Origin of the sequence: Amycolatopsis coloradensis (genome assembly GCF_037997115.1) — a bacterium.
Taxonomy (GTDB): domain Bacteria; phylum Actinomycetota; class Actinomycetes; order Mycobacteriales; family Pseudonocardiaceae; genus Amycolatopsis; species Amycolatopsis coloradensis_A.
Genome location: NZ_CP150484.1, coordinates 1273622 through 1296876 on the forward strand (window position 1 = coordinate 1273622; position 23255 = coordinate 1296876).

Sequence of the window (23255 nt, forward strand, 5' to 3'; positions counted from 1 at the left end):
ATTGCCGTTCCCGCTTGGCGTCAAGCGATTTGCAGTTCGAGGAACCCGGCGTACCGGCCACCGAGCCGGGCCAGCTCGTCGTGGCTTCCCTCCTCCACGATCCGGCCGTCGTCCAGGAAGACCACGTGATCGGCACGTTCGACGGTCCGCAACCGATGCGCCACCATCACTACGGTCCGGCCTGCCATGAGGCGCTCGATCCCTTCGTGGACGGCCGTTTCGTTGACCGGATCCAGTGCCGACGTCACCTCGTCGAGCACCACGATCGGCGCGTCCTTCAGCAGGGCACGCGCGATCGAGACCCGCTGGCGTTCCCCGCCGGACAGCAGCGCCCCGCCTTCGCCGACGTTCGCGGACCAGCCGCCGGGCAACCGTTCGATCACCTCGTCCAGCCGGGCCGCCGTCGCGGCGGCGCGCACCTCGGCGTCGTCGGCGTCGGGACGGCCGAGCCGGATGTTCTCCTCGATGGTGCCGTCGAAGAGGTGGACGTCCTGGAAGACGATCGCGATCCGTGCCATCAGATCCTCGGTGCTCATCGCGCGGACGTCGACCCCGCCGACGCGCACCGCTCCCGAATCCACGTCGTGGAACCGGGCGAGCAGTTGCAGCACCGTGCTCTTCCCGGCACCCGAAGGTCCGGCGACGGCGAGCTTCTGTCCTTCGTGGACGGTCAGCGAGAGGCCGTCGAGCACCGTGCGGCCGCCGCGGGCGAAGACGACGGACTCGAATTCGAGATCGTGCCGCTCCGGCCGGACGGGGTCCGGCGGTTCCGGCAGCGGTTCGGTCCGCAGCAGCGCGTCGAGCCTCGTCAGTACCGAACGCGCGCCGCGGAGCTTGCCGCCGATGTCGGTCAGCGAGAGCAGCGGATCCGCGCAGCGCGCGGCCAGGACGAGGATCGACAGCACTTCGGGCGCCCCGATGCCTCCACCGAGCGCGAGGAACGCGCCCAGCACCAGCAGGCCGGTGAACATCGCCTGCACCGTGAAGGTCAGCCCCACGACACCGGGCAGCGCCGACAGCGTGGACCGGCGGTTCGCCCGCTGAAGGTCCCGCAGCGAGTCGTCGAGCAACCGGAATCGCTCCGCGGCCCGCCCGCCCGCGCGTAGTACGGGCTGCGCCTGCAGATACTCGATGACGCGCCCGGTGGCCTCGTTCCCGCGTTCCGCGGCCTCTTCGTCGGCGGCGGCCATCGACCGGCCCGTCCAGACCTGGATGGCCACGACGACCGGGGCCGCCAGCAGCGCGGCCAGTCCCAGCCGCCAGTCGAAGACGAGGATCACGAACACGATCGTCAGCGGGGTGACGCACGCGGCGATGAACGGCGCCAGCAGATGCGCGATCACGCCCATCGCCTGCAGCACACCGGGTCCGGCCAGCGACGACACCTCACCGACCCGTTTCCCGCTGTACCAGCCCATCGGCAGCCGGGCGAGATGGTCGCCGAGCCGGTGGTACATCCCGCGCAGCAACGTCGTCCCGGCGCGGAATCCGGAAAGATCGGCGCGGTAGCGCAGGATCGCGAACACCGAGAAGGCCGCGCCGAACGCGATCAGCCACGGGACGGCGTCGCCCGGAGTGCTCCCGAGTAGGGCCCGCAGCAGGGGGACCAGCAGCGCGTACGACAGGCCCTCGACGATCGCGGTCGCCGTCATCAGCGCCACGGTGCGCCGCACCGGTGGGGCGTGGTCGGGTCCGAGGACGCTCAGCAACATCCGGATCATCGAGGTTCCCCCAGTGGTTCGGCGGAGCGGTGGGAACGCCAGAAGGCGGCGAACCTCCCGTTCCGCGCCAGCAGCTCCGCGGGTTTCCCGCGTTCGGTGATGGTGCCGTTCTCCAGCAGTACGACCGTGTCGGCGTCGACGACCGTCTCCAGCCGATGGGCGATGACCAGGACCGTCCGGTCGGCGCGCCCCGCCGTCAGTGCCCGGCGCACGGCCAGTTCGGTCCGCGGGTCGGCGAACGCGGTGGCCTCGTCGAGCACCAGGACGGGAGTGTCGGCGAGCAGCGCACGAGCCAGCGAGATCCGCTGAGCTTCGCCGCCCGACAGCCCGGTTTCCTCGTGCAGCACCGTTTCGTAGCCGTGCGGTAGTTCGAGAACGCGGTCGTGGATCTGCGCGAGCCGGGCGGCGCGCACGATGTCGTCGAGCTCGGCGTGCGGCACGGCGAGCGCGATGTTGTCCGCGACCGACGCGCGCAGCAGGCGGACGTCCTGGAACACGAAGGAGACCTTGCGGTACAGCTCCCGGCTGCCGATCTCGCGCAGATCGACGCCGCCCAGCAGCACGGAACCGTCCGCCGGGTCGAAGAACCGCGGCAGCAGAGTGACCAAAGTGGACTTCCCGCCGCCCGACGGCCCGACGAGCGCGGTGACCGTCCCCGGTTCGAGCACCAGATCGATCCCGCGCAGGACCTCGCGCTCCGCCTCGTAGCCGAAGCGGACGCCGCGCAGCTCCACCCGATGGCCTCGCGGCGCGACCGGCTTCGACGGCTCCGGCAGCGACGGCACCGCGAGCACTTCGCGGATCCGGCCGGTGGCGCGACGGGCGGCCTGGAGTTCGTCGAAGCCGTGGCCGAGTGCGGCCACAGGCGCGGTCAAGCCCAGGCCGAGCACCAGGAACGGCAGAAGATCGACCGGGGCGAGGCCGCCGCCGGTGATCAGGAGCGTGCCGCCGCTCAGGACCACCAGCAGGACGAACGGCGGCGACAGCGCCAGTTGCATCCCCGCCGCCGGCCCGGCCATACCGTGCACCCACCGGGTGAAGGTGGCGACGAAGGCGTCCGCGGCGGTGCGGAACCTGCGATGGGCGCGGCCCGCGCCGCCGAACGCCTTGACCACGGCGATGCCCTGGACGAACTCGACGACCGAATCCGAGATCCCCGCCATGCCCCGGTCGAACTCCTCCTGCTCACGCAGCCGGGAGGGCGTCATCATCAGCGGGACCAGCGCCACCGCCAGCACCACCGGGATCAGCGTGATCAAGGTGAGCCGCCAGTCGATGGTGAACAGGTAGGCCAGCGATACCAGCGGGACGACGAAGGCCGACACGAGCTCGCCGGGGGTGTGGGCGATGAACGGGTGCACGGCGCCGACGTCCTCGCCGACGACCTTGGCCAGTTCACCGGTGCGGCGGCTCGAGAACCAGCCGATCGGCACGCGTCCCAGGCGTTCGGCCAGCAGGCGGCGGAACGTGAGCTGGACCCGGCCGTCGAGCAGGTGCCCGATCCCGGACGACGCGGCCGTGAACACCAGCCGGACGAACATCCCGGCCGCGCCCACGATCACCGCGGTCCAGACCCGGCTTGGGTCGACCGGGCCGGGCGCCAGCAGCGCCCTGCCCAGTTCGACGACCGCGAGCAGCGGCGCCAACCCCGAGAGGGCGCCGAGGATCTGCAAGACGACGACAGCGGTGAAACTCCCGGCGAACGGGCGCAGCAACCGAGCCGCTGTGGGTGCTGTCATGACGAAGCCAGCGCGCGGCGCAGGACGCCGCCGAGTTCGTCGATCTGACGGCGGGACACTTCGGCGGACAGGATGGCCTGCGACCCGTGGAAGGTGCCCGCCCACTGGTGCAGCTCGACCGAAACCCCCGCCTGCAGCAGACGGAGCGCGTACTCGATGTTCTCGTCGCGATTGGGACAGAACTCGGCGGAGGCCACGTACGCGGGCGGCAGCCCGGAGAGATCGGTGGCCCGCGAAGGGGCGGCATACGGCGAAGGCGCGGGCTCTCCGGCCAGGTAGTGCCCCCATGCGGCGGTGATCTTGGCGCGGTTCATCCACGGCGTGTCGGTGAAGTTCCGCGCCGACCACGACTCCTGCCGGTCGTCGAGCCCCGGCTGGTTGAGCAGCTGGAAGCAGATCCGCGGGCCGTCTTCGTCGCGGGCTCGCAGTGCCGTCGCCGCCGCGAGCCCGCCGCCCGCGCTGTGCCCGCCGACCGCGATCCGGTCGGGGTCGACGCCGAGTCCGGCCGCGTGCTCGGCCGTCCAGTTCAGCACGGCGTAGACGTCGTCGAACGCGGCCGGGAACGGGTTTTCCGGCGCCAGCCGGTACTCGACCGAGATCACTGTCGCGCCGGAGGTCTCGGCGAGCCGCGCCGCCCACGGATGTTCGGTCGCCAGGTTGCCCATGACCCAGCCGCCGCCGTGCAGCCAGATGATGGCGCCCTGTGCCTCACGCGGCCGGTAGATCCGGATCGGGACGCCGGGTTCACCGGGCACCGTCCGGTCTTCGACCTCCAGGTCCGACGTGTCGGGCTGCGGCACGGACGTGGCGAGTTTCGCGAAGCTCTCGCGGTCCGCGACCGGGTCGTCGAGTTTCGCCTGCGGGAACAGGGCGATGAAGGCTTCGAGTTCGGGATCCATGACCACGATCCTTCCGGCTCCGGGGCCGGAGGGCGGCCGCCATCCGTCGCGTGTGATCGCCCCTTCGCGCGACGATCGCCGCGTACGCTCGCGGACATGGAGGCACTGGCCGCGCGGTTGTCGCATCTGGATCCCGACGTCGAAGGAGCGATCCGGGTCGTGATGTTCTACGACACCCTGATGCGGCGGCGGGTCGACCTCCCCGCGCTCGCTCGCGCCACCGCGGGCCTGGCGGAATGCGTCGCGGGCATCCGGCTCCACAGCACGGGACGCACCATCCGCATGGCACCCGACGGCCGCGAAGCCGCGCCGACCGCCGCGCCCGCGTCCATCACGGAGGCGGTCACCCTCGACGACGAGGAGATCGGCACGGTGTGGCTGGAACGGGAGGGAACGCCCGTCGCCCTCGACGAAGCGGTGCTGGACCGGCTCGCGATCGCCGTGGCGACGGTCGTCGAACGGTACGGACCGGCCCGCACCACCATGGCCGATCCGGCGCTGGTGGAGCTCGTGATCAGTGCCGCCGGCGACGACGCCGCGAGGAGCCGGGCCCTGCGGCTGCTGGGTTTCCCCGCCGACGCGCCGATCAGGGTGGTCGCCGTCCGGTCGGGGCTCCCGCTCGAGAAGATCGGGAACCTGATCTGCCCCGGCCGCCCGGTCAAGGCCGCTTCCCTCACCGACGTCGGCATCATCCTCGCCACCGCGGTGGACCCGGACCGCTTTCCGGAGGACGTCCGGGCGGGGATCGGGGAGACCGGCTGCCCGCATCGGTCCTGGCAGGACGCCAGGACGGCCTTGCGTTTCACGACCGCGCGCCGTCCGGTGATCCACTACGGCGACCTCGGAGCGCTGGCGCTGCTCGCGCGGATCCCGGAGGAGGACACGCGGGCCAACGCCGACGTCGTCGCGATCACGAAGCTGGCGGCGGATCCCGAGGATCTGCGGACGCTGGACGCCTACTGCGCCACGGGTTCGGTGCGCCAGGCCGCCGATTCCCTGCATCTGCACCACAGCAGCGTCGCGCGACGGCTGACCCAGATCGGCAAGAGCCTGGGCGTCGACCTGACCGATCCGCTCGGGCTGACCAGGGCGAGGCTCGCCCTCACCGCGTGGCGGCTGCTCGGCGAATGACTACCTAATGATCTTCGCCGGGTACTCAAAGATCACCGCCGTCCGTCATGGAAATAAATAGGTAGCCGACGCGAACTTTCGTCGGTTTCCGGGTTCCCTTGGCACGACACAGAATCAGCGCGTTCGTCCCCACTGAAGCGGCCGGAACCCGCCGCAGAAATGAGTCGGAACATGCGACTGCGCTCTCTTGTCCTGCTGGCCGGTACCGCCTTCATGGCGTTGCTCGGCTCGACCGCCCCCGCCGCGACCGCCGCCGAGCCCTCGGGCGTGCAGCCGATGATCATCGGAGGTCAGTACGCACAGAGCGGTCCGTGGGCGGCCCGGCTGTTCGTGAACGGCCAGCAGAACTGCAGCGCGACGATCATCGCGCCGCAGTACATCCTCACCGCGAAGCACTGTGTCGCCAGCAGTGGCAGCTACACGTTCCGGATCGGCAGCCTCGACCAGCAGAGCGGCGGCACGATGGCCACGGCGGCGAGCATCACCCGCCACTCGGGCGCGGACCTCGCCATCGTCCGGCTGACGAGTTCGGTCAACGCCACTTACGCACCGCTCGGCACCACGAGCAACGTCGCGGTCGGCCAGAACGTCCAGGTCTACGGCTGGGGCGCGACCAGCCAGTGCGGTTCGGAGATCAACTGCCAGTCCCGCTACCTGAAGGTCGCCACCGTCCGGGTCAACTCGGTCAACTGCGGTGACTACAACGGCGGGGTCGCGGTCTGCGCGAACCGCGTCGACGGCATCACCGCCGGCGGTGACTCGGGCGGCCCGATGTTCTCCGGCGGCCGCCAGGTCGGCGTCGCCTCGACCAGCGACCGGTCGAACAACACCGCCTACACCAACATCACCCGTTACCGCAGCTGGATCCAGCAGGTCGCCGGCGTCTGACCGCCTCGTGAGTGGTGAGGACGGTTAGAACCGTCCTTACCACTCACGAGGCATCTTGTGGATCAGGCGGCGACGTGGTGGTCGTCAGCGTGGACCGAAGCCGTCAGGCTTCGCTGCTGCGACCGCTCGGCCGCGCGCAGTGCCTGCGCCTTCGTGGCCTTGGCACCCGAGACACCGTTGATGTTCTCGGTGCTGATCGCGTACACGCCCAGCGCCCAGGCGACGGCGTCCGAGTTGCGCTCGAGCGCGACGCGGTCGACGTTGCCGAGGTTGTCGCACGCCTGGTGGTAGCACTTGTCGTAAGGAACGTTGGCGCTACCGCCCCATTTGGCGGCCTGTGCGGCGGTCTTCACGCCTTCGGCGCCGGTGAACAGGCCACCGGCCGGGATACCGGCGCGGATGAAGCCCTGGTAATCCGAGCGGCCGGTGAAGTCCGTGCCCTCGACCGGGACGCCCTTGCCGAGCTGCAGGTAGTCGACCAAGGTCTTTTCGAGCTGCCCCGAGCCGTACGGGCCCGCGCCCTCGCCGACACCGTCGGAGTTGTCACCGTCGTACGCGAAGTACGCTGCGTTCGGCGAACCGATCATGTCGTAGTTGTAGTAGAGCGCGATGTCGAGCTGCTGCTCGAAGGTCAGCGAGTTGACGTAGTGCGTCGAGCCGACGAGCCCGAACTCCTCGGCGCTCCACCAGCCGAAGCGGACGGTGTTGTTGGCCTTGGGTTTGCTGCCCAGCTGCAGCGCGGTCTCCAGCAGCGCGGCGGAACCGGTGCCGTTGTCGTTGATGCCGGGGCCCTCGGTGACGCTGTCGAGGTGGGCGCCGAGCATCACGACGTTGTCCGTGCGGCCGGTCTTGGTCTCGGCGAGGACGTTGTAGCTGGTCCGCTCCTCCTGGAAGGCACGCAGGTCGAGGGTGACCGAGGAGCCGGCCTTGGTGGCGAGCGCCTGGCCGTCGGCCTGGGTGATGCCACCGGTCGGGATCTTGCCCGCGGCCGGGTCGCCCAGGGTGCCGTTGACCGGGCCCGGGACGTTGTTGTAGACGATCGCGCCGAGGGCGCCCGCCTCGGCGGCCGTCGCCTGCTTCTGCGCGAAGGAGCAGCCACCGCGCTGGATCAGGGCGATCTTGCCGGCGACACCACCGGCGTAGTCGGCCGCTTCGCAGCCACTGGTGGCGTCGACCGGGACCACCGCGAGCGGCGCGGTGATTCCGCCTGCGGGCGTCGACGGGCTGTAGGCCATGATGATGATCGGGACGTCGGCGCCCGCGACCGTCAGGTTCTCCGCGAGGGTCTCCGCGTAGGTGAAGGGGAACTCCTGCCGGGTGACCGCGAAGCCCGCCTGCTCCAGCTTGGTGGCGATGTACTCCGCGGACCTCTTGTGGCCCTCGGTGCTGGCGGCGCGACGGCCACCTGTGGCGTCCGAGATCCGCTGGAACGCGACCAGGTGCCGATTGACGTTGTTCACGTTGACCTTGTCGACGAGCTGCTTCGCCAGTGCGGGACCGTCGATCCCCGTGGCGGCTGTCGCAGCGGGAGCCATTCCGACCGTGAGCGCGGCGGTGGCCGCCACCACGATCGAGGGAACAATGCTTCTTCGCGAATATGACATGGGCGTCACCATTGTGTGGTTTGCGCCACAGGTCAACCGACGTTCGGCGGACTTTATGACACCGGGATAGGGTCGTTCGTATGTACGCGATCACCATCCGTGAGCCTGGCGATCCCGATGTTCTCGAATGGACCGAGGTCCCCGATCCCGTGGCCGGTGAAGGCGAAGTCGTCATCGAGGTCGCCGCGAGCGCCGTCAACCGGGCTGACCTGCTGCAACGCCAGGGGAACTATCCGCCTCCGCCGGGGGCGAGCGAAATCATCGGACTCGAATGTTCGGGCACGATCGCCGAAATCGGCGAAGGCGTCGAAGGATGGCGGATCGGGGACGAGGTTTGTGCTTTGCTCGCCGGTGGCGGCTATGGCGAAAAGGTCGCAGTCCCGGCCGGACAACTGCTTCCGCTGCCCGCCGAAGTCGAATTGCTCGCGGCCGCCGGACTGCCCGAAGTCGCGTGCACTGTCTGGGCGAATGTGGTGATGCACGCCGGCCTGTCCGAGGGTGAGGTCCTGCTCGTCCACGGCGGCGCGGGTGGCATCGGCACGCACGCGATCCAGGTCGCGAAGGCGCTCGGCGCGACGGTCGCGGTGACGGCGGGTTCGGAAGACCGGCTGGAGAGCTGCCGCCAGCTCGGCGCCGACATCGCGATCAACTACAAGGAGCAGGACTTCGTCGAGGTCCTGCGCGCCGAGACCGGCGGCGCGAACGTCATCCTCGACAACATGGGCGCCAAGTACCTCGACCGCAACCTCGACGCGCTGGCCATGGACGGCAAGCTCGTGATCATCGGCATGCAGGGCGGGGTCAAGGGCGAGCTCAACATCGGCAAGGTGATGGGCAAACGCGCGAGCCTCTACGGCGCGGGCCTGCGGTCGCGGCCGCTGGAGCAGAAGGCGGCGATCGTCGCCGACGTCCGCGAGCGGCTGTGGCCGTTGGTGGAGCAAGGCTCGGTGAAACCGATCGTCGGACAAGTCGTCCCGATGGCCGAAGCCGCCGCCGCGCACCGGGCGCTCGAAGACGGCACGGTTTTCGGCAAGGTTCTGCTTGCGGCTAAGTCTTAACGGATCTCTTCGAGCACCCGGACGAGCTGATTGACCTCGAAGACATTCGAGTAATGCGCGAGTCCGATGCGGACGGCGCCGCCGACTTCGGCGGCGCCGAGCGACCCGAAGACACCGCTCGTGCCGTCGTCGGCGAAGGCGCAGAGTCCCTGGGACGCCAGGTATTCGGCGACCTCGGGCGCCTTCTTGCCCGCGACGGCGAACGCGAGCGCGGGGATCCTGCGCATGGCGTCACCGATGACCATGACGTGCCGCAGCGAACGCAGTTCCGTGGACAGCTGCGCCAGAAGTCCCGCGTGGTACGACTTCGCCGAACCCAGCGAGGTCACCAGCTTCTCGCGCCGCGAGCCCATTGCGGCGTCGTCCAAACCGGCCAGATAGTCGATCGACGCGATCAGACCGGCCAGCAACGGGTACGCGTGCGGCCCCAGCTCCATCCGGGCCGGACCGCGCGCGGCCGGATCGAGCGACACCGAAGGCAGGCGTTCGAGCAGCTCGGGATCGCGGAAGACCAGCGCCCCCACTGACGGCCCGCCCCAGGCCTGCGCCGAAACCACCATCACGTCGGCGCCGAGCTCGTTGAGATCGAGCGGCACGAACGGCGCCGCGTACGTCGCGTCGACGACCACCAGCGCGCCGACCCGTTTGGCGAACTCGATCACCGTCGGGACATCGGGCCGGGTGCCGACCGAACCTGAGGCCAGCGTCACCGCGACGGCCTTGGTGCGCGCGGAAACGAGGTTCTCGTACTGCCAGGCGGGCAGCTCGCAGGTCTCGATGTCGATCTCGCCCCAGCGCACGACCGCGCCGACGCGTTTCGCCGCGCGGCGCCATGGCGCGAGGTTGGCTTCCTCGTCGAGCCGGGAGACGACGACCTCGTCGCCGATCGTCCAGCGGTCGGCCATCGCGTCGACGAGACGGCGGATGAGATCGGGCGCGTTGGGGCCGAGCACGACCCCGGCCGGATCGGCGCCGACCAGGTCGGCGACCGCCCGGCGAGCGGCCGTGACAATGCTTTCCGCACGCTGGGAGGCCGGAAACGCTCCACCCGGCCCGGACACCGGAGCGCGCATGGCCGTGGATACGGCCGAAGCGACCTGTTCAGGTACGAGCATTCCGGCGGCGCCGTCGAAGTGAATCCAGCCGTCACCCAGCGCGGGAAACAACCCACGGATACGAGCGACGTCGAACGCCATGGGGACACCGTACGGACGTGCGGTTTGGCGCTTAACCCGGGGTTGGCTGCCTGACCACGGGGTGCGACGATTCCCGCTACGCTCGGAGACGGCACCGAAAACCACACTGCGCTTCGTGCCCGACGTAGGCCAGGATGGAGCACATGACCGACCCAGTTTCCCGCGAATCGACCACCCCCGGTGACGGCGGCGGAGACTCCCCACACCATGTGGTGGTCGTCGGTCCCGACGGCACCCCGGTCGGCACCGCACGCATCGCCTCCCCCGGCTCCGACTCCGGAGAGGAGGGGCAGGAGGAATCGCTCGGCGACCTCGTCGAAGAACCCGCCAAGGTGATGCGCATCGGCACGATGATCAAACAGCTGCTGGAGGAGGTCCGCGCCGCGCCGCTGGACGACGCCAGCCGCACGCGCGTGCGCGAGATCCACCAGACCTCCATCCGCGAACTGGAGCAGGCGCTGGCGCCGGAGCTGCAGGACGAGCTGGAGCGGCTGGTGCGGCCGTTCACCGAGAACTCGACGCCGTCCGATGCCGAACTGCGGATCGCGCAGGCTCAGCTGGTCGGCTGGCTGGAAGGGCTGTTCAGCGGCATCCAGACCGCGCTGTTCGCGCAGCAGATGGCCGCGCGGGTGCAGCTGGAGCAGATGCGGCGCGGGCTCCCGGCCGGGCCGTCCGCGGGTGGCGCCCTCGGCGGGCACGGGGCAGGCGGCGAGTCGCACGGGCCGGGCCAGTACCTCTGACACGCGCCATGAGTCAGCGCAGCGGCCGGAAGAACGTCCGCAGGTCGTCGATGAGCAGGTCCGGCACCTCCAGCCCGGGGAAGTGCCCCCCTCGGCCCGGAGTGGACCAGTGCACGATGTTGTCGGTGCGCTCGGCGAGGTGCCGGATCGGCGGACCGGTGTCCTTCGGGAACACGGCCACCCCCGTGGGCACTGTGGACTTCGGCGGTGCCTGACCCCAGGCCGGATCCAGCGCGGCGTAAATCCGCGAAGACGAGTTCGCCGTGCCGGTGAGCCAGTAGAGCATCACATTGGTGAGCAGATCGTCGCGATCGATCGCGTCTTCCGGGACGTCCCGCGAGTCCGAATAGGACTTGAACTTCTCCACCAGCCAGCCGAGCTGCCCGGCCGGTGAGTCGGTGAGCCCGTAGGCAAGCGTTTGCGGCTTGGTCGCCTGGATCATCGCGTAGCCCAGCTCGCCGGTCTGGAACTCCCGCCCGCGCGCCAGCGCGGCCTCTCCCCGCGCCAGTTCGTCACCGGTGAGCCCCGCGAGATCGGCCTCGGATTCCGGTACCGCGTGCGGCAACATCGTCAGATGCGCGCCGATCACCCGCTCCGGGCACCGGACGCCCACCTCGCGCGACACGATCGCGCCCCAGTCGCCGCCGTGGAGCCCGAACCGCTCATACCCGAGGCGCGACATCAGCACTCCCCAGGCATCGGCGATCCGGCCGGTACCCCAGCCTGCGTCGGTCGTCGGCCCAGAGAAGCCGAACCCCGGCAGCGACGGCACGACGACGTGGAACGCGTCCCCCGGGTCGCCGCCGTACGCGCGCGGGTCGGATAGCGGGCCGACGACGTCGAGGAATTCCACAATGGACCCCGGCCAGCCGTGCGTGAGCACCAGCGGGATCGCGTCCGGCTCCGGAGACCGCGCGTGCAGGAAGTGGACGTTCGCGCCGTCGATGTTCGTGAGGAAACCCGGGAACCCGTTGAGCCGCTCCTCGTGGGCGCGCCAGTCGTAGCGGAGCCGCCAGTACTCGGCGAGCTCCTGGAGATATCCGAGCGGCGTCCCGAGCCCCCAGCCGACGCCGTCGATCTCGTCCGGCCAGCGCGTGTTCGCCAGGCGGGTGGCGAGGTCGTCGAGGTCGCGTTGGGGGACGGCGATCGTGAACGGCGTGATCTCATCGGTCATGAGGCCGACCGTAGGGAGGATCGAGGACAGGAGCGGTCCTCGATCCGGGCCGGTTCCGCCGCTACAGGCGATGTTCCGGTGGAACCCAGGAGCCTCGCCCGGAAATCCCCGCCCACCTCCACGTCCTCAGCCTCCCGGCAGTTGGGCCCGCAGTCGGTCGAGCCAACGGTCGATGGTGTCTTCGTACCGGTCGGGGTCGTTGCGGCGCTGCGCGGTTCCCGGCGTGCTCCGTCGTGGGCTTCATTCCGTCGACCCCATTTTCTCGAGTCGGTCCAGCACGCGGTCCACCCCACGACCGTCCACAACGGACGACGCCGTCTCCGAGAAACGCCTCCGCGTCTCCCCGTCCAGCAGCAAGGTCCGCAGCGTCTCCACGGCGTCGTCGTCCAGCGCCGCCGCACTCCCCAGCCCGGCCGCCAGCCCGAGACCAAGCGCTCCCCGGTACCCGGTCTCCTGGTTCTCGACCAGCTTCACGACACCGGTCGGCACCCCGAGGCAACACAACTCCAGCAGCGTGACCCCGGCCGCGCTCACCGCCACGTCGGTCTCCACCACCAGGTCTAGCAGGCCAGGACCGGGCGGCTGGACGCGGAATTCCTGCCCCGGTAGGGCCTCCGGTACGCCGGGTTCACCGCGCACGAGTACGTCGGCGACGAAGGGCAATTCCGTGTCACGCAACGCGTGCAGGAGCGCGCTGACCGTTCCGGCCCATTCCGTCCCGCCGCCGAGCACCACGGTCACATGGGCCCGCTCGGCGGCTTCGCGACCACGGCGCTTCTCCCTGGCGTCCCGGACGACGTCCCGCATCGGCGCGTAAGCCACGCCTCTGAGCAGCGCCCCGGAACCATCGTCGGGCCTCGGCGCCGGGTCGAACCCGCAATCGACGACGAGGTCCGCCGCACGCCTGCCGAACACGTCGTCCTCGATGGACACCAGGAGCGCGCCCGCGGCGTTGACCTCTTCACGCAGCTCGCCGAGGCCGTAGTGATCGACGACCACCGCGTCGAAGCCATCGAACGGCACTGACGGCACCACCGGAACCGACAACTCGCCGAACCGGGCGGCCAGCCATTCGGCGTTGTCGACCTGGCCCGAGAACACGACCTCCCAGCCGCGCGCGACCGCGCGTTCGGCATAGGCGACCATGCGCGAGACGTGGCCGGCGCCGATCGTCCCGGAGGCGTCGGCTCGCAACAGGAGCCTCGTCACCTGGCCACCTTCTTCTGCTCGACGTGCTGGTTGAGCCGCGCGAGATCGGGCCGTGAGCGCAGTACCGCGACCACCTCACGCCAGTCACCGACACGGTCTCCCAGCTCCGCCACGACACCGTCGATGACTGCCCAGTCCTCGACGGTGTCCAAGGTCACGCGCAGGTCGTCGGCGGGCGGGCTGACCACGACACCGGAGCACGAATATGTCTCTGGGCGCGAGTAGATACCCGAAGTCACGTGCTCCCGATCGGCGCCGCAGGCGGTCTCGACCTGCTCGGCCAGCACTCCCGTGCGCACGAGTTCCGCGTCGAACCCCCGAGGCAGCGTTCGCACGAGGGTGGTGCTCAGGTAGTCCAACGACGGCCGCGCCCGCCACAGCGTGACGAGCTGCCCGATCAGCTCCGGGTCCAGCAGCGGGCAGTCCGCCGTAAGCCGCACCACCGCATCGGCCGGGTACGACTCGACAGCGACCGCGAAGCGCGCGAGGACGTCGTCGAGCGGCCCTCTCGCGACCAGGGCACCGTGCCGGGCGGCCTCCTCGGCCACCGCGTCGTCATCGGCCTCCGTCGAGGTCGCGACCACGACGTTGTCGATCCCCGGCGAAGCCGCGGCGGCGCGGATGACCCAGCCGAGCACACTCCGGCCCGCCAGCGGACGGAGGACTTTGCCAGGTAGCCGGGTCGACGACGCGCGTGCCTGGATGACGGCGTTGACCACGTGGGCCCCGGGGTCTGGATCCATGGGTGACATGATGTCCTGCGGCAGTAGCACCGAAACGCGGAGGTCAACGATGTCCGAGCTGGATGGCTCCAGCATCCTGCTCACCGGCGGGACCGGTTCGTTCGGCAAGGCGTTCATCACCTACGCCCTGGCCGAGCTGAACCCGCGACGGCTGGTCGTGCTCTCCCGCGACGAGCTCAAGCAGTACGAAGCGCGCCAGCAGTTCGACAACGACCCGCGGCTGCGCTGGTTCATCGGCGACATCCGGGACCGCCGCCGCCTCGAGCGCGCGATGCACGGCGTCGATTACGTGGTGCACGCGGCCGCGCTCAAGCAGGTCGACACGGGTGAGTACAACCCGTTCGAATTCGTGCAGACCAACGTGGTCGGCTCGCAGCACGTCATCGAGGCCGCGATCGACACGGGCGTGAAGAAGGTCGTCGCGCTGTCGACGGACAAGGCTTCCAGCCCGATCAACCTGTACGGCGCCACGAAGCTGTGCGCCGACCNGCTGTCGACGGACAAGGCTTCCAGCCCGATCAACCTGTACGGCGCCACGAAGCTGTGCGCCGACCGGATGTTCATCAGCGCGAACCACTACGCCGCGACGCATCCGACCAGGTTCTCCGTGGTCCGCTACGGCAACGTCATGGGTTCGCGCGGCAGCGTGATCCCGTTCTTCCGCGCGCTCGCGGCCAAGGGCGAGTCACTGCCGATCACGCACAAGGAGATGACCCGCTTCTGGATCACGCTCCCGCAGGCCGTCCAATTCGTGGTCGACTCGTTCGACCAGATGAACGGCGGCGAGCTGTACGTGCCGCGTATTCCGAGCATGCGGCTGGTCGAGCTCGCGCAGGCGATCGCGCCCGGTTCGCCGATGCACGAGGTGGGCATCCGCCCCGGCGAGAAGCTGCACGAAGAGATGATCGCCCCCGACGACGCCCGCCGGACGGTGCAGCTGAGCGACCGCTACGTCGTGCAGCCGCATATCGCGGGCTGGGGTTACGAGCCTCCGTCGGACGGCAAAGCCGTGCCGGAGAACTTCGCGTACCGCTCGGACACCAACGACCTGTGGCTCAACGCGGACGAGCTGCGCGACCTGGTCGAGCAGTATGGGTGAGTCCGATGCCGTCTCCGCGGGGAAGAGCACGTCGACGGACTTCCTCCCCTACGGCCGCCAGTCCGTTTCGGACGAGGACATCGCCGCCGTCACCGAGGTGTTGCGCGGCGACTGGCTGACCACCGGCCCCGCCGTCACTCGCTTCGAAGATGACCTCGCGGAGCACACCGGCGGCACGCCCGCCGTGGCCGTCACCTCGGGCACGGCAGCACTGCACGTCGCTTACGCGGCCGCCGGGGTCGGCTCTGGCGACGAGGTCGTCACCTCGCCGATGACCTTCGTCGCCACCGCCGCGGCAGCGGCTCTGCTCGGCGGCAAGGTCGTGTTCGCCGATGTCGAAGCGGACACCGGCAACCTCGACCCGGCGGCGGTTTCCGCCGCCATGACCTCGCGGACCAAGGTCGTCGCGGCCGTGGACTACGCCGGCCACCCGGCGGAAGTGGACGAACTCGGCCGCATCGCCCGCGACAACGGCGCGCTGCTGCTGGAGGACGCCGCGCATTCCGTCGGCGGGAACTCCCACGGCAGGCCGGTCGGCTCGCTCGCCGACCTCACCACGTTCTCCTTCTTCCCCACCAAGAACCTCACCACGGCCGAAGGCGGCGCTGTCGTCTCCGCTTCGGAAGACCTGCTCGCGCGTGCCCGGGGTTTCCGCAATCATGGCCTGGTGCGGGACAAGGCGGCACAGCGTTATCCGGACGAGGGGGCGTGGCACCAGGAGGTGCACGAGTTCGGCCTCAATTACCGGCTGCCGGATGTGTTGTGCGCCTTGGGAAGCAGTCAGCTCCGGCGGCTCGCCGAGTTCAAGAGGCGCCGAGCGGAGATCCATGCTCGGTACACCACCGCACTGTCCTCATTGGACGGAGTGCTGACGCCCGCGGTGCGTGAAGGCGCGGACCCGGTGTGGCATCTGTACCCGCTGCGAGTCCTCGAAGGACGCCGCCGCGCACTGTTCGATCACTTGCGCGGCAAGGGAATCGGCGTGCAGGTCAACTACATTCCCGCGTACTGGCACCCGGTGTTCGAGGACCTCGGGTACCAGCGCGGGATGTGCCCGAACGCGGAGCTGTACTACAGCCAGGAGCTCTCGCTGCCGCTGTTCCCCGCGTTGACCGACGCCGACGTGGACCGCGTCATCGACGAGGTCCACGGCTTCTTCGGCTAGATCAGACCCCAGGTGAGCGCGGTGCCCTTCGGAACATCGCGAGAGAAGGTGCGGCCGAGCACGTTCACGATCTCGGCGGGCGCGAGCCCACCGGCGGGCCGGATCGAGCGGACGTTCTCCCGCGTCACCGTGTCCCCTGCGCGCACGTCCTCGACGACATAGAGGGAACGCCTGAACCGCAGGCCTTCCTTCTCGCTCTCGCGCGGCCCGATCACCGCCGCGCCCAGCGCCTCCCAGGCACGGTGCGACTCGGTGACCAACGCGGCCAGTTCGGCGGGCTCCAGGGAGAACTCCGAGTCGACGCCGCCGTCGTTCCTGGCCAGCGTCACGTGCTTCTCGATGGCGACGGCGCCGAGCGCGACGGCGGCCAGCGGGGCGCCGATGCCGGGCGTGTGGTCCGACAGGCCGACGAGTGTCCCGGTCACGCCCGCCAGGACGGGCAGGCCACGCAGGTTGCTCTCGGCGGGCGACGCCGGGTAACTGGCGGTGCAGCCGAGCACGACGATCTGGTCGTTGCCCGCCTCACGCGCGGTCCGCATCGCCGCGTCGATCTCGGCGACGCTGGCCATCCCGGTCGAGATGATCAGCGGCTTGCCGGTCTTCGCGCACAGTTCGATCAGCGGCAGGTCGACGATCTCCGAGGACGCGATCTTGTACGCGGGCGCGTCCAGCGACTCCAGCAGGTCGACCGCGGTGGGGTCGAACGGGCTGGAGAAGATCTCGATGCCGTGGGCGCGGGCGCGCTCGAACAGCGGCTCGTGCCATTCCCACGGGGTGTGGGCGCGCTCGTAAAGCTTGTAGAGGTTTTCGCCGCCCCACAGCGAATGCGAGTCGCCGATCCGGAAGTCCGGGGTGTCCACGTCGATGGTGATCGTGTCCGGCCGGTAGGTCTGCAGCTTGACCGCCTGCGCGCCGGTTTCGGCGATCGCGTCGACGATCTCCAATGCCCGGCCGAGGTCACCGTTGTGGTTACCGGACATTTCGGCGATCACGAACGGCGGATGCGCCGTCGAGAGGACATGTGCGCCGATGCGCACCTCGCTGGCGGTCATCGGGGTGGGACTACCTCTTCTTCCTGGTCCGGCGGTCGGCGGCACGCAGTTCGGTCCAGACGACCTCGCGCGGCTCACCGTCGACCTCTCGAACATACCTGCGTGTTTCGGTGAAGCCGAATCGCTTGTGGAGCTGCAGCACCTGCCGGTTGTCCGCGAGCGTCGCGCCGCCGAGCAGGTTCAGCCCGAGTACGTCGAAGCCGTAGTCGACGGCGGCGCCCTCCAGCTTCAGCCAAGCGGGGAGGATTTCCCGGCCGAGCCCCTCGACGTCCAGGTAGAAGTGCCATTCCGCACTTCCTGCCTCGATGTCACTGAACAGCACGACACCGGCGGGCACGCCGTCGTGCCGGTAGACGAGAACGCGACGGCTCGGGTCCGCACGGACGGCCTCGAACCAGCCACGGTGTTCTTCGACACCGATCTCGTGCGTGGTGAAACTGACCCGCCGGACCGACGGATGGTTGCGCCACCGCCGGATCCGGTCGAGATCGTCTTCCCCGGCTTCGACCAGCAGGCCGGTCATTCGCCTGCCGGGACGGTGATGGTGTCTTCGATCCGGCGCAGCCGGTCCTCGTACCGGGCGATACCGGCGAGCCGGACGCGGATCTGAGCGTGCTGGCGCTGGATCTCCTGGATCAGGCTGCGCGCCTCGGCCAGTTCGGGCTTGTCGGCGTGCACCGGCAGCGACAGCGACTCGCGAAGATCCTCCAGCTGAGCCTCCTGGGCCGCGACGCTCGGGATCAGGCGGTCCAGCTCGGCACGGGTCCAGCGCAGGTCGCCCCGCGCGTGCTCAAGGCCGCTCTCGGCGCCGTCGAGCCGGCGGCGGTGGTCCGCGGTGGCGTGTTCGAGGTCGTTGACGCGCCCGTTGAGGTCGCGGAGCCGCTCGTCGATCCGGAAGTCGATGAGCCGGGCGATCCGGCCGATCACGCCGCTACGGAGTTTCTGCACTGCCATGGGTGGTTCCTTCTCGGAGTGGGCTGGCTGTGGTTCAGCGCAGGAGTTCGGTTTCGCCGGTCTTCGTCCACGAGTCCAGCAGCCTGCCTTCGGCGGCGATCTGGTGTTCGGGGCCGACGATGCAGGAATCGCCCGCGGCGTGCTCCCAGTGTGTCTGGTTCGGGTCGTCGATGAACGAGAACCCGGACAGGATCAGGTTGGCGTGCGGGAACGACGTGCGCGCGATCCAGGCGGCCAGTGTCCCGGTGGTCGACCACAGGCCCTGTTCGCGACTCGGCAGGCCGAGCGCGTCCGAAAGCGGCAGGACGACTTCGCGGTTCGGCACCGGCACGTAACCGAGGTCACCGGGCCACCAGCCAGGGATGTCCTCGGGCTCCCAGTGCATCCGCCCCGGCTCGACCAGCAGGTAGAGCCGCTTGCGGTAGTCACGGAAGACGTGCTTGGTGGCGCGGACGGCGCGGTTGAACACGACGACGTGCACCCGGCTGCCGACGGTCTCGGGGCCACCCGGCTCGTCGACGACGAAGCCGTTGACGCGGATCACGAGGTCGCACGCGTCGATCGCCTTTGCCCGCCGGGGGTCCGGCGGCAGCGGCTGATTCCCGACCACGGCCACCGAACGGGGCTCCGGCCGGTCGGCGTATGCGGCGAGCAGATTGACCATCAGGCTCGCGTCGCCGAGTGCAGCAGTCATGAGGGCAGAAAGTACCAGCACACGGACCGCGTTCGAGTTCGAATCCGACGGTAGCTATCCGTGGTCGGGACGGGGCGGCCCAGGCATCATCGGCCCCATCGGTACCCTCGTTCCCGTGCATGCCACCAGCACGGTTCACGCCGCCGACGGTGCTGCGCCGACCTCGGTTCCGCCGATTTCGGACAGCAAGACCTTTTCGCGCGCGTTCGCCGATATCAAGACCGGTTTCGCCGCCAAAGAGCTGTGGGGACACCTCGGCTGGCAGGACATCAAGCAGCGCTATCGCCGCTCGGTGATCGGCCCGTTCTGGATCACGATCAGCCAGGGTGTCATCGCGCTGGGCCTCGGGCTCCTGTACTCACAGTTGTTCGGCATGCCGACGTCGACGTTCCTGCCCTACATCAGCACGGGCTTCATCATCTGGGGCTTCATCAGCGGCTGCCTGTCCGAGGGCATGGAGACCTTCATCTCCAACGAGGGGCTGATCAAACAGCTCCCTGCGCCACTCTCCGTCTACGTGCTGCGCACGGTCTGGCGCCAGACCCTGATGCTGATGCACAACCTGATCGTCTACGTGATCGTCATCGCGATCTTCTTCACCTCGCTCAACCACGAGTATTCACTGAACACCGGCAACTGCAATGAGGGCTTCTCCGGTATCTGCCACCCCGGTATCGGCTGGTACTCACTGAGCGCGATCCCCGGCTTCTTCATGCTCGCCTTGAACGCCGGCTGGGTCACCCTGCTGCTGGGCATCATCTCGACCCGCTACCGGGACATCCCGCAGGTGATCAGCTCGGTCATCCAGCTGCTGTTCTATCTCACGCCGATCGTGTGGCCGATCGACCAGCTGCTGGCGGGCGGCGCGCGTGCCTCCACCTCGTGGGCCCTGCCGTTCGTCCACGGCAACCCGTTGTTCCACTTCATCCAGATCGTGCGCGCACCACTGATCGGGCAGCAAGTCAGCATCAACAGCTGGTATGTGGTGCTCGGCATCACCGTCGTCGGCTGGGTCCTCGCGCTGGTCGCGATGCGCAATTACCGTTCCCGCGTCTCTTATTGGGTGTGACAGATGGTCAGCATTGATGTGCACAACGCCTACGTCGACTTCCCCATTTTCGACGCGAAGACCCGCTCCATGAAGAAGAAGGTGCTGGGCAAGGTCGGCGGCAAGATCGGCACCGAGACCAAGGTCCCGATCATCGAAGCCCTGCACGACGTGACGCTCCAGCTGCGGGAAGGCGACCGGGTCGGCCTCGTCGGCCACAACGGCGCCGGGAAGTCGACGCTGCTGCGGCTGCTGTCCGGCATCTACGAGCCCACCCGCGGTTCGGCGAAGATCTCCGGCAAGATCGCGCCGGTCTTCGACCTCGGCATCGGCATGGACCCGGAGATCTCCGGGCTCGAGAACATCATCATCCGCGGTCTGTTCCTCGGGATGACCGCGAAGCAGATGGAAGCCCGCGTCGACGACATCGCGGAGTTCACCGAACTCGGCGACTACCTGCAGATGCCGCTGCGCACCTACTCGACCGGTATGCGGGTGCGCCTGGCGCTGGGCGTGGTCACCTCGATCGACCCGGAGATCCTGATCCTCGACGAGGGCATCGGCGCGGTCGACGCGGCGTTCCTCAACAAGGCCAAGGACCGGTTGAAGGCGCTGGTGAAGCGCTCGGGCATCCTGGTGTTCGCCAGCCACTCGGACGAGTTCCTCTTCGAACTCTGCGACTCCGCCATCTGGATGGACGAGGGCCACGTCAAGCAGCGCGGTTCGCTGCGCGACGTGCTCACCGGCTACAAGGGGCGCGACCCGTTCGAGAACATGAGCAAGGAAACGCTGGAGCGGTTCGGCCTCGAGACCGAGCCGGTGGCGACGACGAACGGTGGCCAAGGATGACCAGCGAGACCCGGCAGTTGCCCGAAGGCGCCGTCGTCGGCGTCGTCGTCACGCGCCATCGGCGGGAACTGCTCGCGGACTCGCTCAAGGTGATCGCCGCGCAGACGCGCCCGGTCGACCACCTCGTCGTGGTCGACAACGGGCCGGACAAGTCGGCGCGGGACATCGTCGAGGACTACCCGCTTCCGTTCACGTACCTGCCCTCGCACCGGAATCTCGGTGGCGCGGGCGGGTTCGCGCTCGGCATGCTGCACGCGCTCTCGCTGGGCGCGGACTGGGTCTGGCTCGCCGACGACGACGGCCGTCCCGCCGACGAGAACGTCCTCGCGATCCTGCTGGACGAGGCCGAGAAGCGCGATCTGGCCGAGATCTCCCCGGTGGTCACCAACATCGACGCGCCGGACAAGCTCGCGTTCCCGTTGCGACGCGGGCTGACCTGGAAGCGTTCGTCGTCGGAGCTGGGCGTCGACTTCCTGCCCGGGATCGCCTCGCTGATGAACGGCGCGTTGTTCCGCGCGTCCACTTTGGACGTCGTCGGCGTGCCGGATCTGCGGCTGTTCTTCCGCGGCGACGAGGTCGAACTGCACCGGCGCCTGGTGCGTTCCGGACTGCCGTTCGGCACCTCGCTCAAGACCGCGTACCTGCACCCGGACGGCTCGGACGAGTTCAAGCCGATGCTGGGCGGCCGGTTCCACGCGCAGGACCCGGAGAACGAGGTCAAGCGCTACTACACCTACCGCAACCGCGGGTACCTGCTGTCCCAGCCGGGCATGCGCAAGATCGGAGCGCTCGAAGTGGTGCGTTTCGGTCTGTACTTCGTCGGCGTGAAGCGGGACCCGAAGGCTTTCCTGCAGTGGCTCAAGCTCGTGCGCCAGGGCCGCCGAGAAAGGTTCTACCGCTACTGACGGGGAAGTACATCAGCAGTACGAAGATCAAGGCGGCTACCGCGTCGACGAGGAAACTCGACGGCGCGGGTACCCACCCCAGGCTCAGCGCGATGTACAGGAACAGAAGCAACCCGACCCACAGCCGTCGGCGTTCACCGCGCTGTCCGTCCAGCACCACGGCGACGACGCCGAGGACCAGCGGTGCCATCATCACGAAGACCCGGCCGGTGTCGGTCGCGACGAGCCGGCCTGCCACACAGCAGCCGAACAGCCAAACGCTCGCGACGAGCAGGTCGCTGCGCAGGCCGTACCGCCGGTACTGCCGGTAGAGGCCATAGGCGAAGACGAGCCACAGGAAGTGGAACGTCGTGAACAACACCAGCTGGTCTGTACCCTTGTTGGCCGACAACGCGAACCCGATGTTGTCGAGCAGACTCTTGTTGCCCTGGCCCGCGCCGAATCCGTATGCCCCGCCGATGAGGTTTTGCGCCCAGAGCCGGAAGGCGATGTAAAGCCCCGCGGCGATGACGACAGCGAGCGCGCCGCCCAGCACGTCGCGGTCACGGAGCTTGCGTCCACGGGTCCAGGCCAGCAGCGGGTAAAGCGGCGCGAGCAACAGCGTGGTTTCCTTGTTGATCGCGCCCACCACGATCACGACGGTGAAGGCGATCAGCTTTCGTTCGAACGCGAGCCACAGCGCGACGACATAAAGCAGGTTGTTCAGCGGGTCGACCAGATACGGATTCGTGAAGGCGTACGGCGCGTACCAAAAGGTGCACGCCAGGGCGACCGCCGTCAGTGCCGAGGTGAACAATTGCAGCTTCAGATGCGAGCGGAGAAACTCGAAGAACACGATGGCAGAGGCCAACACCGCCACGACGGTCAGGATCAGCCACAACCGGTCGAGCGAGATCCCGGTCAGCAGGTTCGCGCGATGCACGAGCCAGGGGCTCAGCATGCGCAGTGCGAACGGATTGTCCACCGCGGCGCCGGTCTGCTCCGACATCCGGAAGTAGTTGATCGCGTCGCCCCAGGCCTTTTCGTGGGCGTTGGGCGCCAGATTCGCGTGGGAGATCACGTTGAGCAGCGTGACCATGGCGAGCGCGCCGTATACGCACAGCCGCTGGGTCAATGCCGTACCGCGGGTACGGGAGATCAGCTCGGTTTGTTCGGAAGTCATCTCTCGATCCGTCGCATAGGCAACCAGCGCATCCTCCTCGGCGGAGGAGTCCACCGGCATCGTAGTGGCGTAACCGGGTCGGCTTGCCCCCGGCTACGCGATGAACGAAACCCTGCGCGACCAGGTTCGGCCACGCAGGGTTTCACGGTCCTCAGGAATGCGCCTTGCCACCGGTGTACGTCGGCGCGGCCGACTCAGCGGCTGCGCTGCGCTGCGCTGTCAGCG

Annotated in this window: 22 protein-coding genes; 9 read left to right on the forward strand and 13 right to left on the reverse strand. The window is 68.9% G+C overall.

The genetic code is table 11. The annotated features are described in order from the left end of the window. Positions 1–20: 20 nt before the first annotated feature. Genes LCL61_RS05640 through LCL61_RS05650 form a run of 3 tightly spaced genes read right to left on the reverse strand, consistent with a single transcriptional unit; the run spans position 21 to position 4359 of the window. Positions 21–1721, reverse strand: a complete 1701-nt coding sequence (locus LCL61_RS05640; protein ID WP_340685853.1) for an ABC transporter ATP-binding protein — start codon at positions 1719–1721, stop codon at positions 21–23. Beyond that, the gene (locus tag LCL61_RS05645) at positions 1718–3460 is read right to left on the reverse strand and encodes an ABC transporter ATP-binding protein (RefSeq protein WP_340685854.1); all 1743 of its coding nucleotides are present in this window, start codon (positions 3458–3460) and stop codon (positions 1718–1720) included. The genes LCL61_RS05640 and LCL61_RS05645 overlap by 4 nt, the downstream gene beginning before the upstream one ends. After that, positions 3457–4359 carry an alpha/beta hydrolase gene (locus LCL61_RS05650; RefSeq protein WP_340685855.1) on the reverse strand — a complete coding sequence of 301 codons (903 nt, stop codon included), beginning with the start codon at positions 4357–4359 and terminating at the stop codon, positions 3457–3459. The genes LCL61_RS05645 and LCL61_RS05650 overlap by 4 nt, the downstream gene beginning before the upstream one ends. Before the next feature lie 96 nt (positions 4360–4455). On the opposite strand from LCL61_RS05650, the gene LCL61_RS05655 reads away from it, so the two are divergent. Next, positions 4456–5490, forward strand: coding sequence for a helix-turn-helix domain-containing protein (locus tag LCL61_RS05655; protein ID WP_340685856.1), 1035 nt, complete (start codon positions 4456–4458; stop codon positions 5488–5490). Positions 5491–5661: 171 nt separating this feature from the next. After that, positions 5662–6378 carry a S1 family peptidase gene (locus tag LCL61_RS05660; RefSeq protein ID WP_340685857.1) on the forward strand — a complete coding sequence of 239 codons (717 nt, stop codon included), beginning with the start codon at positions 5662–5664 and terminating at the stop codon, positions 6376–6378. A gap of 62 nt (positions 6379–6440) precedes the next feature. On the opposite strand, the gene LCL61_RS05665 is transcribed toward LCL61_RS05660, so the two are convergent. Further along, the gene (locus LCL61_RS05665) at positions 6441–7982 is read right to left on the reverse strand and encodes a M28 family peptidase (RefSeq protein WP_340685858.1); all 1542 of its coding nucleotides are present in this window, start codon (positions 7980–7982) and stop codon (positions 6441–6443) included. Positions 7983–8062: 80 nt separating this feature from the next. Here LCL61_RS05665 and LCL61_RS05670 point away from each other — a divergent pair, with 80 nt between their 5' ends. Further along, a complete protein-coding gene (locus tag LCL61_RS05670; protein WP_340685859.1) occupies positions 8063–9040 on the forward strand; it encodes an NAD(P)H-quinone oxidoreductase in 978 nt (325 codons plus the stop codon). Here LCL61_RS05670 and LCL61_RS05675 read toward each other — a convergent pair. Further along, a complete protein-coding gene (locus tag LCL61_RS05675) occupies positions 9037–10236 on the reverse strand; it encodes a cysteine desulfurase-like protein (RefSeq protein ID WP_340685860.1) in 1200 nt (399 codons plus the stop codon). The two genes, LCL61_RS05670 and LCL61_RS05675, sit on opposite strands and share 4 nt — an antisense overlap. Positions 10237–10370: 134 nt before the next feature. Here LCL61_RS05675 and LCL61_RS05680 point away from each other — a divergent pair, with 134 nt between their 5' ends. Beyond that, complete coding sequence (locus tag LCL61_RS05680; protein WP_340685861.1) at positions 10371–10976, forward strand: bacterial proteasome activator family protein; 606 nt, start codon at positions 10371–10373, stop codon at positions 10974–10976. A 13-nt stretch (positions 10977–10989) separates the two neighbouring features. On the opposite strand, the gene LCL61_RS05685 is transcribed toward LCL61_RS05680, so the two are convergent. From LCL61_RS05685 to LCL61_RS05695, 3 genes are all read right to left on the reverse strand, one after another. Further along, on the reverse strand, positions 10990–12150 hold the full coding sequence (locus LCL61_RS05685; protein WP_340685862.1) for an epoxide hydrolase family protein: 1161 nt from the start codon (positions 12148–12150) through the stop codon (positions 10990–10992). A 240-nt stretch (positions 12151–12390) separates the two neighbouring features. Further along, positions 12391–13359 carry a spore coat protein gene (locus LCL61_RS05690; protein WP_340685863.1) on the reverse strand — a complete coding sequence of 323 codons (969 nt, stop codon included), beginning with the start codon at positions 13357–13359 and terminating at the stop codon, positions 12391–12393. Next, positions 13356–14102 (reverse strand): glycosyltransferase family protein, encoded by a 747-nt coding sequence (locus LCL61_RS05695; RefSeq protein ID WP_340685864.1) that lies wholly within the window; start codon positions 14100–14102, stop codon positions 13356–13358. The genes LCL61_RS05690 and LCL61_RS05695 overlap by 4 nt, the downstream gene beginning before the upstream one ends. Before the next feature lie 49 nt (positions 14103–14151). Here LCL61_RS05695 and LCL61_RS05700 point away from each other — a divergent pair, with 49 nt between their 5' ends. Both LCL61_RS05700 and LCL61_RS05705 read left to right on the forward strand, forming a co-directional pair. After that, positions 14152–15201 carry a polysaccharide biosynthesis protein gene (locus LCL61_RS05700; protein WP_340685865.1) on the forward strand — a complete coding sequence of 350 codons (1050 nt, stop codon included), beginning with the start codon at positions 14152–14154 and terminating at the stop codon, positions 15199–15201. Then, positions 15194–16366, forward strand: a complete 1173-nt coding sequence (locus tag LCL61_RS05705; RefSeq protein ID WP_340685866.1) for a DegT/DnrJ/EryC1/StrS family aminotransferase — start codon at positions 15194–15196, stop codon at positions 16364–16366. The genes LCL61_RS05700 and LCL61_RS05705 overlap by 8 nt, the downstream gene beginning before the upstream one ends. Here LCL61_RS05705 and pseI read toward each other — a convergent pair. From pseI to LCL61_RS05725, 4 genes are read right to left on the reverse strand one after another with little or no spacing between them, the layout of a single operon-like run. Continuing rightward, positions 16363–17418: a pseudaminic acid synthase gene (pseI, locus tag LCL61_RS05710; RefSeq protein ID WP_340685867.1), complete on the reverse strand. Its 1056-nt coding sequence runs from the start codon at positions 17416–17418 to the stop codon at positions 16363–16365. The two genes, LCL61_RS05705 and pseI, sit on opposite strands and share 4 nt — an antisense overlap. A gap of 10 nt (positions 17419–17428) precedes the next feature. Further along, entirely contained in the window at positions 17429–17941 is a 513-nt protein-coding gene (locus tag LCL61_RS05715) for a GNAT family N-acetyltransferase (protein WP_340685868.1), read from the reverse strand. Then, positions 17938–18372: a hypothetical protein gene (locus LCL61_RS05720; protein WP_340685869.1), complete on the reverse strand. Its 435-nt coding sequence runs from the start codon at positions 18370–18372 to the stop codon at positions 17938–17940. Before LCL61_RS05720 ends, LCL61_RS05715 begins: the two co-directional genes overlap by 4 nt. Before the next feature lie 34 nt (positions 18373–18406). Continuing rightward, a complete protein-coding gene (locus tag LCL61_RS05725) occupies positions 18407–19036 on the reverse strand; it encodes a hypothetical protein (RefSeq protein ID WP_192747999.1) in 630 nt (209 codons plus the stop codon). Positions 19037–19181: 145 nt separating this feature from the next. Between LCL61_RS05725 and LCL61_RS05730 the strand changes: the two genes are divergently transcribed. Genes LCL61_RS05730 through LCL61_RS05740 form a run of 3 tightly spaced genes read left to right on the forward strand, consistent with a single transcriptional unit; the run spans position 19182 to position 21868 of the window. Beyond that, positions 19182–20135: an ABC transporter permease gene (locus tag LCL61_RS05730; RefSeq protein ID WP_340685870.1), complete on the forward strand. Its 954-nt coding sequence runs from the start codon at positions 19182–19184 to the stop codon at positions 20133–20135. 3 nt (positions 20136–20138) lie between these two features. After that, positions 20139–20963, forward strand: coding sequence for an ABC transporter ATP-binding protein (locus LCL61_RS05735; RefSeq protein WP_340685871.1), 825 nt, complete (start codon positions 20139–20141; stop codon positions 20961–20963). Next, complete coding sequence (locus LCL61_RS05740; RefSeq protein ID WP_340685872.1) at positions 20960–21868, forward strand: glycosyltransferase family 2 protein; 909 nt, start codon at positions 20960–20962, stop codon at positions 21866–21868. The genes LCL61_RS05735 and LCL61_RS05740 overlap by 4 nt, the downstream gene beginning before the upstream one ends. Here the strand turns inward: LCL61_RS05740 and LCL61_RS05745 are convergent. Further along, positions 21822–23030: a hypothetical protein gene (locus LCL61_RS05745; protein ID WP_340685873.1), complete on the reverse strand. Its 1209-nt coding sequence runs from the start codon at positions 23028–23030 to the stop codon at positions 21822–21824. The genes LCL61_RS05740 and LCL61_RS05745 overlap by 47 nt on opposite strands. Positions 23031–23255: the final 225 nt, after the last annotated feature.